Origin of the sequence: Parasalinivibrio latis, from assembly GCF_036825535.1 — a bacterium.
GTDB classification, from domain to species: domain Bacteria; phylum Pseudomonadota; class Gammaproteobacteria; order Enterobacterales; family Vibrionaceae; genus Parasalinivibrio; species Parasalinivibrio latis.
Map to the genome: position 1 here is coordinate 714,971 of NZ_CP098812.1, position 13,503 is coordinate 728,473.

Sequence of the window (13,503 nt, forward strand, 5' to 3'; positions counted from 1 at the left end):
GTGCCAAGTGCCGTAAAACAACTAGTCGGAATTGTTCAGGTCAGACAGTTGGGCAAGCTCGCGGTGCAATAAATTGTCGTTGCCGACGTTAAGTTCGACCAGTCGTTTTAAATGACTGGCACTATCAATGTCAATGTGGTTGATGTGAAAGTGAAGATATTGATCGGTTTCTGAGACAAGATCGACTTCCATGTTCAGTTCAATGTCGGATCCGAGCAGGGTAAAAGAGACGAAGTAGTCGTTTTCTTCCACTTCATGCCAGTCGCCGGGTCGGGACATCAAAATCCCATTCAGGGACAGGTCGAGAATTTCCGACTGCCAGGCACCGTCTCTCTGGGTGAGAGTTGCCGGTGTCTTGTAGATGATCCGTGAAAATTTGCGGCGCTCTGGCATGGTTACTCTCCCTTAACTGTTAATACCAGTGTAGGTGACCCAGATTGTCCTATCCACTATAAATCAGAGGGTAAGGGCGAAGGGGGGAAGGGGATCACGCTTTGCGCGAAATGCAATGGTACTCATATTGTCGGCAGCATAAAAAAACCGGGCTAGAGCCCGGTTTCATCATCAGACAGCGATTCCTTACTTGGAGATACGCTTGTACTTGATACGGTGTGGTTGCGCTGCTTCAGCACCCAGGGTCTTCTTCAGCCAGTCACTGTACTCGGTATAGTTACCTTCGAAGAAGTTCACCTTACCCTCGTCACGGTAGTCAAGGATATGGGTTGCGATACGGTCCAGGAACCAACGGTCGTGCGAGATAACCATGGCACAGCCAGGGAATTCCAGCAGGGCTTCTTCCAGGGCTCGCAGGGTTTCTACGTCCAGGTCGTTGGTTGGTTCGTCCAGGAGCAGTACGTTGCCGCCTGATTTCAGCAGTTTCGCCAGGTGGACACGGTTGCGCTCACCACCGGACAGCTCACCGATACGCTTCTGGTGGTCGCTGCCTTTGAAGTTAAAGCGAGACACGTAGGCGCGTGCAGGGATCTCAAAGTTGTTGATACGGATGATGTCCGCACCTTCAGAGATTTCCCCGTAAACGGTGTTGCTGTCATTCATGCTGTCACGGAACTGGTCAACCGAAGCCAGTTGTACGGTATCACCCAGCTCGACGCTGCCTGAGTCTGGCTGCTCTTTGCCGCTCAGCATCTTGAACAGGGTTGATTTACCTGCACCGTTGGCACCGATGATGCCGACAATCGCACCTTTAGGCACACTGAAAGACAGATCATCAATCAGTACACGGTCACCAAATGACTTGGTCAGGTTCTTCACCTCAACAACCTTGTCACCCAGGCGTGGACCCGGTGGGATAAAGAGTTCGTTGGTCTCGTTACGGCGCTGGTAGTCTGAGGTGTTGAGTTCCTCAAAGCGGGCCATACGGGCCTTTGATTTCGCCTGACGGCCTTTAGGGTTCTGGCGTACCCACTCAAGTTCTTTCTCGATGGTCTTCTGGCGAGCTTTTTCCTGGGAAGCTTCCTGTTGCAGACGGGCATCCTTCTGCTCGAGCCAGGAGGTATAGTTACCTTCCCATGGAATACCTTCACCACGGTCAAGTTCCAGGATCCAGCCTGCAGCGTTGTCGAGGAAGTAACGGTCGTGCGTGATGGCTACCACAGTACCGGAGTAATCAACCAGGAAGCGTTCCAGCCAGCCCACTGATTCAGCATCAAGGTGGTTGGTTGGTTCGTCCAGCAGCAGCATGTCTGGCTTTTCAAGAAGCAGGCGGCAGATAGCCACACGGCGGCGCTCACCACCAGAGAGGTGCTTAATCTGCGCATCCCACTCAGGCAGGCGCAGGGCATCGGCGGCACGCTCAAGCATGCTGTCGAGGTTGTGACCGTCTTTGGTTTGGATCAGGGCTTCCAGTTCACCCTGTTCTTTCGCCAGCGCATCGAAGTCAGCATCCGGTTCAGCGTAAGCTGCATAGACCGCATCCAGGCGCTGGAGGGCGTTGACCACATCAGCAACTGCTTCTTCCACGGTCTGGCGGACGGTCTTTTCTTCGTCCAGTTTCGGCTCCTGAGGCAGGTAACCTACTTTCAGGCCTGGCTGTGGGCGGGCTTCACCTTCAAACTCGGTGTCAACACCGGCCATGATGCGGAGAAGGGTGGATTTACCTGCACCGTTCAGACCCAGAACGCCGATTTTGGCACCTGGGAAGAAGCACAGGGAAATGTCTTTCAGAATTTGGCGCTTTGGTGGCACGATTTTGCCAACGCGCGACATGGTATAAACGTATTCGGCCATTTCTGCTTGAAATTCGTTACATAAAGAGAGCTGTATTCTACCCGTTAACTGAGCTAGTTTAACAGTGTAGGAACAAAAGAGTCTGCGATTTGTCTCTTTATATATCCAGACCGGCTTCCATGAACACGCATTTTGAAGCCTGTCAGACATAACCCCTTAATAAATGGGTGGGAACACACCCAACAAAAAGGATCTGCGTCAGTGAGAAAAACTATTTTGGGTCAGACCGTTGCACGTTGGATTCGTATGGGACTGCTGGGGGCAGCCGTGGCCAGCCCTGCCGGTTGGGCAACCACAGTTTCAGAATCAGGATTAACGTCTCCAACCTTGCTTCCATCCGGATCGCTTTCACAACAGGACCGAAAAAAGCTCGACACCCAGCGCGAGCAATATCTGGCTGCAACCGCAGCTGACGACAAAGGTGATATCAAGACATTTGAAACCCTGTCCCAGGCGTTGAGAGATTATCCACTATACCCATACCTGGCTTACCGTGATTTCCGCCGCAGTCTTCCATCACTCAGCCGTGCAGAAGTGGAAGCGTTTATCAAAGAGTACCCGGAAATGCCGTTTACCCAGTCAGCGAGAACCGCGTATTTTCGCCAATTGGTTAATCAGGCCGAGTGGGCAAAACTGCTGAAGTTCCAGACCCAGATCCCACGAGGGAACTGGTATCAGTGCCAGTACTACTTTGCCCAGAGCCAGGCGGGTGACAAGAAACTTGCTTTGAGCGGTGCAAAGTCCCTTTTCCTCTCTGGTGAGTCGGTAAGCAGTGCCTGTGACCCGCTGTTTAACTTCCTGAAAGACAATGGCGGATTGACCGGGGCGCTTTACCTGGATCGCATGTTGCTGGCGTATGAGCACCACAACTACCGCTTGATGAAATACCTCAACAAGCAGTTGGATGGCGGTGAGCGAAAGGTCGGCGACCTTATTCTTGACCTGTATCTTAACCCGGACAAGGTGGCTGACTTTTCCAAGAAGAGCCGGGTAACGCCTTACAACCAGAGGCTGACAGAACTGACTTTCCAGCGGTTGGCAAGAAAAGATGCCAAGAAAGCGATTGAGCAATACCAGCGCACCGTGGAAGGCCAGCACTACACGGCGGCCAAGCGCCAGAAAATGGCGGAGTATGTTGCTTCACGCCTGATGGCTACTGACAAACCGGAGCTGGGTGAGTGGCGGGATAAAGTGCTGGCAAAAACATCCAGTGAATCTTTGCTGGAGCGCCGGATCCGCCAGGCCATGCGCGAAGGGGACTGGAACGGCGTGGAAGTGTGGATCAACCGGCTTCCTGCCGGGTTGAGGTCATCAAACCGCTGGCAGTATTGGGAAGCCCGTATCCTGGCAAATCAAGGGAAGCGTGCTGAAGCGGCCCAAATTATGGAGTCATTGCTGGGAGAGCGGAATTATTACAGTGCGGCTGCGGCAACTTACCTGGGAAAACCTATCCACTACGCTGTAAAAGACGTTGCGCTGGATACCCAGGGGCTGGATAAATTCAGCGGCGCATTCTCTCGTATCGGGGAGCTTATAGCCCTCAACAAGGAAAGTGCAGCGAAAAGTGAATGGAACACGGTGCTTGCACGGGCCGGTGCGAAACAGATCCCCCAGCTTGCGGCTTTTGCGCGTAAGCAGCACTGGTACCACCTGACCGTACAGGCAACGATCAAAGGCAAAATGTGGGATTACCTGCCTCTTCGCCTGCCGGTTGCCCATAAATGGTGGTACAACTTTTTCAGTGAAAAACGCGATCTGCCGCTGACCACCCTGCTGGCTTTGTCCCGTCAGGAGAGTGGTTTCTACGCCTCTGCCATCTCCCCGGCAGGAGCCCGTGGGCTGATGCAGGTTATGCCGTCCACCGCCAAGGCCACCGCACGTAAGATTGATTTCAACTACAAGGGGCGGAATACCCTGACTGAACCCGGCACCAATATCCGGATTGGCAGCGCTTACCTTCGGGAGGTGATGGACAGGTTCGGTGATAACCGTATCCTGGCTTTTGCTGCTTACAATGCAGGCCCGCACCGGGTTACCAAGTGGCTTAACGGTACTGATGGCCAGTTGGACGCATTTGCTTTTGTTGAAGCAATTCCGTTTAATGAAACCCGGGGTTACGTTCAGAACGTCTTGATGTACGACATGTATTATCAGGGACTTTTCGGCAAAGAGCAGGTATTCCTGACGCCGAATGAGTCGACGTTTAAGTACTGATTGAGTTGGGGCAAGCATGACCGACAAACCGGATTATACCGACTGGCAACAGGTTGCTAAGTTGCTGAATACCGCAGGCACACTGGAAGAACGGATTCAACTGTTAACCATGTTACTGACGCCTGATGAGCGTGACACCATGGTGGCGAGGGTCAATATCTTCAATGAATTGTTGAAGGGGGATCTGAGCCAAAGGCAAATCAGCCAGATGCTTGGGGTGGGGGTTGCAACCATCACCCGGGGTTCTAACGAACTCAAGCGTTTGGATGACGGAGAAAAAGCCTGGCTTGGAAAATTGTTGTCCAAGTAAAGCGTTTCAAATGGCGAGTTGCGAGTAAGGTTGATATCGCTCTGATATTAAATAAAACCATCTCGCTTCTCGCTTCTCGCTCTTAAAACAACTCCGGGTTCATAAACGGAATCAGTGCCAGAATAAGGGCCTGGTGATAAACCGAACTACGGGTAAGGCGGTGTCCGGTCAACATACCGATGGCGCCGCCTTTTTGTTTGACGTTGGTTTCGTTGAACATGGCATCCATAACATCGCCCAGTTCCTTGCCTTCATGAATGCCTTTGAGGGCAGCCGGTGGCAGGGGAAGGGATGCCGAACGGGACTTGCTTTTTCGGTTACCATTTTCAATCACCATCCAGGCAAAGGTTAGCTCGCCGTCAATACCCGCTTCCACCCCGACATAAAAATCCGCATCGGCTGCAGCACGCGCATTGCTTACCCGGTTTCTTGCACCCAGCAACGTTTCCTCACTGCTCATTGGCTGGTCAGCGACCCCGCTTGGAACCGATATTCCCTCAAACACAAACCGGCGCTCTGGCAGTGCATCATTGAAGGCATCCTCTACAGCCCTGATTTTTGCGGGGTTGAGGGAGGCAATAACCACCTTTTCCATTGTTGGGTACCTGATCGTAATGACAATTCCCGCAACTATAACACGCCTCTGGAAGATATAACCGGAGCGGAATGATCACTTATGGTGGGTGACCCGTCCGTTTTTCACCCTGATCTCAATCTGGGATGCCTGTGCCGGTGGAATGCTCACCTGGTACTGGGCCCGGTGTTCTGTAAACAGCCCTTTCTCAGTCAGGCTGGCATTGCTGCCGGATTGTGTCAGCTTTACGGTACTGCCGGGCCATCCGAAGCCTGAAACCTTGCCTTCCAGCGTTAAGGTGCCATCTTGCGCAGAAGTCACCGTTACCAGTCCTTCCTCAATAAAGATGGTCTTCGGCAAGGCGTCGGCTTGCCACTGATGGCGTATTTCACTGTCCACCGGTGTGGCAAGCAAAGCGCCTCCCGCTACCAGCGCCCCAACGACAACAGCACCTGTCGCCAGTTTTATCCTGTGGGCGGAGGGTTTGAATGCATACCGCTTCCAGCCCTGCCAGTTAACAATTCGGAGGCTGAGCCAGGCGGCGAGAAAAGACATCCAGGCTGACCATATGACGTCGGAAAGGAAGTGTCCGCCGGCAGCCATACGCGCAGTCCCTGTCAGGGCTCCGAATATAAGAGTGCCGCCTGCCGTAACCGCAGCGACGTAAGGATGGGATGTCATAAGCGGGAAGACTGCCATGGAAAAGCTGACGGAGCAGTGCCCGCACGGGAATGCCTTTCCTTTTTCACCGAAAGCCGGTTTAAGGGGGGGAAGGTACTCACGTTGCCCCTGGAATATATCCACCTGAGCCGGACGCGGTCGCCCCCAGTTTTCTTTAAAAATGGCGTTAACCAGAATCCCAGGGCCAATCAGCATGGTAAGGAACACTGCCACGGCCGGTTTACGCCAGTTTTTTGCCCGTTCCCAGAAGCAGGACAGCGCAAGTATCAGCAATGGCGTCACGGCGAGCACCAGGCTGAGAACTGGAATCGCATGATAGAAAAACTGCCAAATGGGAGATTTCCCGGCCGGCCATCCGTTGTTGTACCAGTACCCGGCGGCAGAGAGATCCAAATCTGTCAGCCAGAAAACCGGAGTGACAAGCAATACCAGTACTGTTGGCCACAACAGCACTTTCAGCGTCGTCCTTGACGCAGTTGTTTTCATGTTCAGTAACCCTTAAAACCGTCCACCAGCCATACCTGCCAGGTTTCCCCTTCCGCTGTCCCTTTTGAGTTGGGGAATGGCCTCACGGCCTCGCCAAGCAGCTTGCTATCGGTAAAGTGATCTGCAATGTGCTGGCCGGAGCGCTCCACCAACACAAATGCGCCTTTTTGCCCGTCAGTCAGTGGTGACGTAAGGTCAAACTGACTCTTTATCCCCGGGCCGGGATGCCAGCTCACCAGGCATGGGTAGCTGTTTCGGAGCTGCCAGCCAAGATGAGAAAGTGCAGAGCGGCTGGATGAGAGGTAGCAGATATCCCTGGGGACACTGCTGCGCTGCCCTTCAACAGAGAGCGCCCACTCATTCCAGCCGCGGACCCGCTTGAACGGATCCTTGTAATTGAGATCGAACTGGGCCCCGACCTTGGGTGCCCAGCTGTCAAAATGGTAGAGGCCGATGGCGAGGAGCAAATTGAGCCCAAGTGCGACCGAGATCCAGTACCGGCCTTTGCTGAGCCACATGTGTGTGCAGGCGATGGTTGCGCAGACGATGATGGGGGCAGCCCAGTTCGCGTTGGCTTTCCCGAACATGGCAAAAGCGGCAATGACAAACAGGAAAGGCAGGGTGAAGGCCAGGTGGAAAGGCCACTGGTCACGCCGGGTAAGACGGAAAAACCAAGCCAGGACGCCGATGTATATAACAGGCCCGAGCAAGGCTGCCTGCTCCAGAATAAAGTTAACCCCTTTCATCACCCTGACGGGCTTTTCAGCCGCACCGGAGATCTCGACCGTATGTGTCAGCGTGGGGAAGTGGTTGTCGATATTCCAGATAACATTGGGTACGAATACCAGCACCGCGATGGAAACAGCAAACCAGAATTTTGGGGAGATCAGGTAACGCCACTGTCCTGTCACAGCAAGGTGTACAAGGACACACAGGGAGAAAAGCACCATGGTGTATTTACTGAGCAGGCCGAATCCGCAAACCAGCCCCAGCATTACCCAGTCAAACCAGTTGTCGGACTCCAGTGCCTTCAGGTAATAAAGCAGCGCCAGGCTCCAGAAAAGGATCAGCAATACATCGGTGGAAATGATCAAAGCAGAGAGGCTGACTGCCGGGAGGGTGGCAAACAGCACCGCAGCCCAGCAAGCCGTGTTGGGGCCGTGAAGTCTTTTAGCCAGCAGGAATACAACCAGGGTTGAAAGGGCATAAATCAGGGCTGACGCCCCTTTGACTACGAGCTGGCTGTCTCCGCCCCAAAAGGTGGAAAACCCAATCAGGAAAGCAATGCCCGGCGGTTTGGAGTAATACCCCCAGGCCGGTTGTTGGGCCCACAACCAGTAATACGCTTCGTCTACATGCAGCTCTAACGTGGATGCGTCTATCACCCACAGTCGGTACACAGTAAGTGAAAAGAGTAAGGTCAGCAGTACAAACGGGAATGAGGTAAAACGTGAGTCGCTGGACGCGGCAATATTCGGTTCTGACATCTTCGGTTGTGTTTCCATCTGCCTGCAATAGATTGCAATAAGGCGCTGTTTTTAAGCGTCAATACTCATACAGCAGGCACGCTAACTGATAAAGGACTCAGTTATACCGAATTTCTGTTACTAATTTGTTTGTTTGATGTCTTAAATATGATAACAAGGAGCAGACTCACAAATACAAGGGTCATATGTATGGCGATGCTTGCACTGACCATGGATGCAATAAGTGCCTGATCTGCACCGGCTAACGCTGTCAGTGCATAACCGGCCTGGTATGTCCCCAGGTTCCCGGGCAAGTTAAACGGCATGGCTGATGCCAGTTCTCCGCCAATGACGCCAAGTGTTGCCACAAGCCAGGGACTGCCGGTCATCACAGCCACGGTGAGGACAAGTCCAGCGAGCTTTAACACCCAGATAAGCAGAGTCTGGGCAAGAAATGCCAGCCAGTGGAGGGCTGAGGACGGGAACGACCAGGAAAGTGCATTCAGGGTCTTGAGGACAAAGGCCGGGAGGGAGGGATGCGATTCACACCAGCGCTTTAGCGGGCGGTGAAACAGGGAGAGAAACAGAAGCCCCAAAGCCGGGAGAGCGAAAACCGCCGCAGCCGGCCCGGAAACGCCGACAGGGGAGAGCGCCAGCGCAACAGCACCCAGCAGGCAGAGTCCCGCCAGGTCACCAAGCCGGAACAGCAGCAGCAGGGCGCTGCCATCATAGGCACTGATACCAAAGCGGCGATTGAGTAAAATCGGGAAAGAGGCTTCACCGGTACGTGCCGGGAGCAGGTTATTCAGGGCTGTGTTGTAGACGATAATTTCCAGTGTCTGACCAAAGTGTGCTTCTGAACCCCGCCGGTTGAGCTCGCTGTAAAGCCGCCAGGCGCGCAACCCGTAAGAGAGCAAAATGGAAACAGCCATAATGGCAACCAGCGTTGGAGTCAGCCCGCTGAGCACGTCCCACACGGTTGGCCAGCCAATCAGCCAGTGTATGGCAAGCGCAAATAAAAGCAGTGAGAGAAGTGTTACTGATAGTTGTCTCATTGATGTAACAAATCCATATGATTCACGTCATTTATTCTTTCTACCATAAAAACCTTGTGTTACAGATAGGTGCTCATCTTGTAGTAATGCGCTATGGAAGGCGAATAAAGAATGACAATTGCAACCCAGCCGTCACCATCAATGAGTGATAGCAACGATTCACACCACAGTAACACAACTTCTTCCCTACTTTCCGTAAGCATCGTGTTGCCCTTCTACAACGAAGAAGACAATGCGGCGGCCATGATTGAAAGAATAAACGCTGTCCCAACCCTTCATGACTACCGGGTAGAAATTATTGCCGTCAATGACGGCAGTGACGACCGTACCCTTGAGCGGTTATTGGAGGCGCAAAAAGCATCAAAAATCCCACTGCGGGTGCTGGAGCTCCAACGTAATTTTGGGCAGACCGCCGCGATGCAGGCGGGCATTGATGCAGCAAAAGGCGGGGTTGTTGTTACGCTGGACGGTGACTTGCAAAACGATCCGGATGACATCCCGATGATGGTAGAAACCCTGATCCGTGACGATCTGGATCTGGTGGTCGGCTGGAGAAAGGCGCGCAAAGACAAACTGATCCTGCGGAAAATTCCCTCAAAAATTGCTAACCGCCTGATAGGAAAAGTAACCGGGGTGAGGCTGCATGACTATGGCTGCTCACTCAAGGTTTACCGTGCAAGTGTTATCAAGCAGGTAAAACTGTACGGGGAAATGCACCGATTTATCCCGGCCTGGGTAGCCTGCCATGTTCCGAAAAACCGTATCAGTGAAGTGCCGGTCAAGCACCACGCCAGAACCCACGGTGAGTCTAAATACGGGATATCCCGGGTGGTCAGGGTATTGATTGACCTCCTTTCGGTGGTGTTCTTTATGCGTTTTCGCGCCCGGCCGGCCCATTTCTTTGGCACAGTCGGCATGGTATTGGGTGCGCTTGGCGGAGGGATGCTGGGTTGGCTGGCAATCCAGAAATTCCTGTTTGACCATGATATCGGTCAGCGACCCATGCTGGTGGTCGGTGTGATGCTGGTGCTTGCTGCCGTCCAGCTGATGACAACGGGTGTGGTGGCGGAGATCCTCAGCCGGGTTTATTACGAATCCTCCAGCCGGAAAGCCTACCAGGCATGTGAATATCCCGCCCCCGGAGAGGAGAATACGAAGGCCGGGGACGCGTAAATGAATGCGCCAATGAATGAGAAAGCGCAGGCACTGGTCCTCAGCTTTCTCATTTTATTGGCGTTTTATATCGGGCTTGGCAGCTTCCCATTGTTCGACCTGGATGAAGGGGCATTTTCTGCTGCCACCATGGAGATGCGTATCCGGGGGGACTGGGTTACCCCCTGGCTTTATGGGGAACCAAGGTTCGATAAACCCATCCTGATTTACTGGTGCCAGCTCGTTGCTACTGCACTTTTTGGCACGAATGAATGGTCACTTCGCCTGCCTTCGGCACTGGCCGCGACGGGGTGGATGGCAGCCCTGTACGGTTTTGCAAGGCGCTATTTTCCTGGGAGTGAATGGCTGACAGTGACGGTAGCCAGTTGCTCCCTGATGACCCTGGTCATTGCCCGGGCTGCAACGGCTGATGCCCTGCTGAACCTCTTCCTTACCCTGACTTGCCTGTCAGTGTGGCGTTACCTGGACCGGCCAACAACCGGGCGGGCAACCCTGACCTATCTCTGGATGGGCCTTGGGTTTCTGGCCAAGGGGCCGGTAGCCATGGTGATCCCTTTTGTCACCCTTCTTGTGTTTACCCTGGTATCCGGCAGGTGGCGAGACATGGGCCGGGCACTGGTTTTCCTTCCCGGCTGGGCGGTTTTTTTCATTGTTGCAGCTCCCTGGTATTACCTTGTTTACAAAGCGCAGGGGCAGGCATTTGTGGAAGGCTTTTTCCTCGGGCACAACCTGGGCCGCTTCACCGACACCATGGAAGGGCATGGTGGCAGCCTGCTGTATTACCTGCCGGTATTGCTTTATATCGCGTTGCCATTTACCGGAGTGCTTCTTGCTGTGCTCTATAAGTGGCAGCACTGGTGGAAGCGGCCGGTTGGGCGTTTTCTGTTAGTCTGGTTTGCTGTCACTTTCACTGTTTTTTCCCTGTCTGATACCCAGCTTCCCCACTACCTGTTGTACGGGATGCCTCCTTTGTGGCTGCTGATGGCAAATTACCTGCGGCTGGTCCATAACCGGCTGGTGTTGGTTGTCCCGCTTCTGGTATTTGCCCTGTTGCTCCTTGCCCTGCCGTTTGTCCTTGAATCTCTGGTTGCTACTGCACAGGACTATGCCCGCCTGGTGATGTTGGGAGCCATTGATGCCTTCTCCCCAACCTATTTTGTGATTGTCCAGTTTGTGCTGGGAATCTGCGTCTTGTTCCTTGTTGGCGGCAACGTCCTGCGGCCACATGGGCCATTGCTGATAGGTACGCTGTCTGCGTTTTGTATTCTGACCACGGTTGTCCCGGTGCTGGCAGAGGCGCAACAGTCACCGGTAAAACAGGCTGCGCTTTTCGCCCGTGCTGCTGGGAAAAATGTGGTGACCGCCGCCTCCAACATGCCAAGTTTTTCGGTTTACCTCGGTTCGGTAACAGAAAAGCGCCCGCCTGAAACCGGCGAGTGGGTTTTCACCCGCACCGACAAATTAGAACAGTTCGATATAGAACGGCTGGTATTCCAGCAGGGTACAGCATCCCTGTTTGAATCAAAGTAACCGACATTTTCGGATGATGCGTATGTTAAGTGCAGGTATACCCTATATGAAGCCTGTGCCGCTGTGGCGCTCCAAGGCTTGGATCATGGTACAGGCTGCCGGGGTGGTTGCCCTTTTGAAACTCGACCAACCCCTTTTCCTGGCAATCAATGCCGGGGCCAGTGTATTGCCGGATACCTTTTGGTCCATGGTGACCCTGATGGGGGACGGCATGATCATGTTTGCCATCTTCCCGTTTGTGTTTTTCCGCCATCACCGCCTGATGGTAGTGGCATTGTGCCTGACGGTGATGGCATTGTTAGTGATTCATGGCATCAAGGGTGTGACGGACTGGGCACGTCCGCCAGCAGTGTTGCCGCCGGATGCGTTCAACCTGATTGGCAAGCCCTATACCGGCAACTCTTTCCCGTCCGGGCATGCGGCGACCGCCATGGCGACGGCCATGCTGTGGCGATCCGTGTTGCCGGAAAAGTTCGGTAACTGGCTGCTGGGGGCGGCCGGGCTGGTGGCGGTGTCACGGATTGCTGTGGGTATTCACTGGCCCACTGATGTGCTGGTCGGCCTGGCTATCGGCCTGGTACTGGCATGGGGAGCCGGGACGCTGATGCGCAATGTGACCTGGTCAGACAGGCTTTGGGTAAAAGCCGTACTGCTTTTGATGCTGGCCGGCAATGCCCTGAGCCTTTTCACCTACCGCCATGGCTACAAGCAGGTAGAGGTACTGGTCTACCTGTTGGCTATCGGGTCACTGGCTGCATGCATTGTCCAGGGATTCCGTCTGTACTTTGACTGGCGTGATGAAAGGAAAAAAGCACGTTCTGCTGTCAAGACCATACCCTGATTTATCCCATTGGCATTAACTGCGGGGGGCTTGGGTCAGAAAAGGCATTTTCAGCATTGATGCCAGGTTGGTTGCCTGTGCCGGTAAACAGCCTTTGAGGCCAATTTCCATACCCAGGTGTCCATGTAATGGTTTATCGGTGTAAGTCCCAAACCAGCGGTCCCAGAGTGCGAGGTTGAAACCGTAATTGGTGTTGTACTCTTCCGGGATAACGGAGTGGTGGATACGGTGCATGTCCGGCGTGACGACAAGGAAACGCACCATGCGGTCAATCCGGTTGGGCAGCCTGACGTTGCTGTGGTTAAACATCGCCAGTGCATTGAGCAGGATCTCAAAAAGGACAACAGCGACGGCCGGCGCCCCGAGCAGGGTCACGGCCACCACTTTTACCACCATGGAAATCAGGATTTCCAGAGGATGGAACCGGGATCCTGTGGTCACGTCGATATCCGGATCGGCATGGTGAACCCGGTGAAGTCTCCAGAGAAGGGGAACTTCATGGAAGGTTTTGTGCTGGAGCCAGATGACACCGTCGAGCAGGATAAGGCTAAGCGGGACGCTGAACCAGAGTGGCGCATCAAGCACATTGAAAACCCCGACCCGGTTGTCGGCAAGGTACATGGCAACCCCGGCCAGAGCCGTTGGGAAAACCAGCCGGACCAGGAAGGTATTCAAGCCAACCAGCGTCAGGTTATTGAGCCAGCGAAACCACTTGGGGGCAGTGAGCGGGCGACGGGGGGCAACACCTTCAAACAGGGCCATAATGAAAAAGATTCCGAAAAACATGCCCAGCCTGAGTGCCATTTCATGCTCAGTGACCCAGTCAAACATACCGCCTCCGTCTTACGTAATATGTTTATTTTAGCAATGCGTAAAATATCCCTCTAATAATTAAGACCGAGCCGGGAGAAAAAAGTTACGGCACC

The 13,503-nt window shown here is 53.7% G+C and carries 12 protein-coding genes; 5 read left to right on the plus strand and 7 right to left on the minus strand.

The features are described 5' to 3' along the window. Nucleotides 1-21 precede the first annotated feature (21 nt). Together NF212_RS03570 and ettA are read right to left on the minus strand one after the other, a co-directional pair. On the minus strand, nucleotides 22-393 hold the full coding sequence (locus NF212_RS03570; RefSeq protein WP_434358888.1) for a PilZ domain-containing protein: 372 nt from the start codon (nucleotides 391-393) through the stop codon (nucleotides 22-24). Nucleotides 394-579: 186 nt separating this feature from the next. Further along, on the minus strand, nucleotides 580-2,247 hold the full coding sequence (ettA, locus tag NF212_RS03575; RefSeq protein WP_434358890.1) for an energy-dependent translational throttle protein EttA: 1,668 nt from the start codon (nucleotides 2,245-2,247) through the stop codon (nucleotides 580-582). Nucleotides 2,248-2,448: 201 nt separating this feature from the next. Here ettA and sltY point away from each other — a divergent pair, with 201 nt between their 5' ends. Then, on the plus strand, nucleotides 2,449-4,461 hold the full coding sequence (gene sltY, locus NF212_RS03580; protein ID WP_434358892.1) for a murein transglycosylase: 2,013 nt from the start codon (nucleotides 2,449-2,451) through the stop codon (nucleotides 4,459-4,461). Nucleotides 4,462-4,477: 16 nt separating this feature from the next. After that, a complete protein-coding gene (gene trpR / locus NF212_RS03585) occupies nucleotides 4,478-4,771 on the plus strand; it encodes a trp operon repressor (protein ID WP_434358894.1) in 294 nt (97 codons plus the stop codon). Nucleotides 4,772-4,853: 82 nt separating this feature from the next. Here the strand turns inward: trpR and yjjX are convergent, their stop codons facing one another. The 4 genes from yjjX to NF212_RS03605 all read right to left on the minus strand — a co-directional run bounded on the left by yjjX (nucleotide 4,854) and on the right by NF212_RS03605 (nucleotide 9,033). Continuing rightward, nucleotides 4,854-5,366, minus strand: coding sequence for an inosine/xanthosine triphosphatase (yjjX, locus tag NF212_RS03590; protein ID WP_434358896.1), 513 nt, complete (start codon nucleotides 5,364-5,366; stop codon nucleotides 4,854-4,856). A 75-nt stretch (nucleotides 5,367-5,441) separates the two neighbouring features. Then, the gene (locus NF212_RS03595; protein ID WP_434358898.1) at nucleotides 5,442-6,512 is read right to left on the minus strand and encodes a phosphatase PAP2 family protein; all 1,071 of its coding nucleotides are present in this window, start codon (nucleotides 6,510-6,512) and stop codon (nucleotides 5,442-5,444) included. Nucleotides 6,513-6,514: 2 nt separating this feature from the next. Next, the gene (locus NF212_RS03600) at nucleotides 6,515-8,017 is read right to left on the minus strand and encodes an ArnT family glycosyltransferase (RefSeq protein WP_434358900.1); all 1,503 of its coding nucleotides are present in this window, start codon (nucleotides 8,015-8,017) and stop codon (nucleotides 6,515-6,517) included. Nucleotides 8,018-8,100: 83 nt separating this feature from the next. Then, nucleotides 8,101-9,033, minus strand: coding sequence for a lysylphosphatidylglycerol synthase transmembrane domain-containing protein (locus NF212_RS03605; RefSeq protein WP_434358902.1), 933 nt, complete (start codon nucleotides 9,031-9,033; stop codon nucleotides 8,101-8,103). 111 nt (nucleotides 9,034-9,144) lie between these two features. Here NF212_RS03605 and NF212_RS03610 point away from each other — a divergent pair, with 111 nt between their 5' ends. Genes NF212_RS03610 through NF212_RS03620 form a run of 3 tightly spaced genes read left to right on the plus strand, consistent with a single transcriptional unit; the run spans nucleotide 9,145 to nucleotide 12,577 of the window. Beyond that, the gene (locus NF212_RS03610; protein WP_434358904.1) at nucleotides 9,145-10,206 is read left to right on the plus strand and encodes a glycosyltransferase family 2 protein; all 1,062 of its coding nucleotides are present in this window, start codon (nucleotides 9,145-9,147) and stop codon (nucleotides 10,204-10,206) included. Further along, nucleotides 10,207-11,736: an ArnT family glycosyltransferase gene (locus tag NF212_RS03615; protein WP_434358906.1), complete on the plus strand. Its 1,530-nt coding sequence runs from the start codon at nucleotides 10,207-10,209 to the stop codon at nucleotides 11,734-11,736. It begins immediately after the preceding gene. A gap of 46 nt (nucleotides 11,737-11,782) precedes the next feature. After that, the gene (locus tag NF212_RS03620) at nucleotides 11,783-12,577 is read left to right on the plus strand and encodes a phosphatase PAP2 family protein (RefSeq protein ID WP_434358908.1); all 795 of its coding nucleotides are present in this window, start codon (nucleotides 11,783-11,785) and stop codon (nucleotides 12,575-12,577) included. A 15-nt stretch (nucleotides 12,578-12,592) separates the two neighbouring features. Here the strand turns inward: NF212_RS03620 and NF212_RS03625 are convergent, their stop codons facing one another. Then, nucleotides 12,593-13,408, minus strand: a complete 816-nt coding sequence (locus NF212_RS03625; RefSeq protein ID WP_434358910.1) for a sterol desaturase family protein — start codon at nucleotides 13,406-13,408, stop codon at nucleotides 12,593-12,595. Between the last annotated feature and the right edge of the window lie 95 nt (nucleotides 13,409-13,503).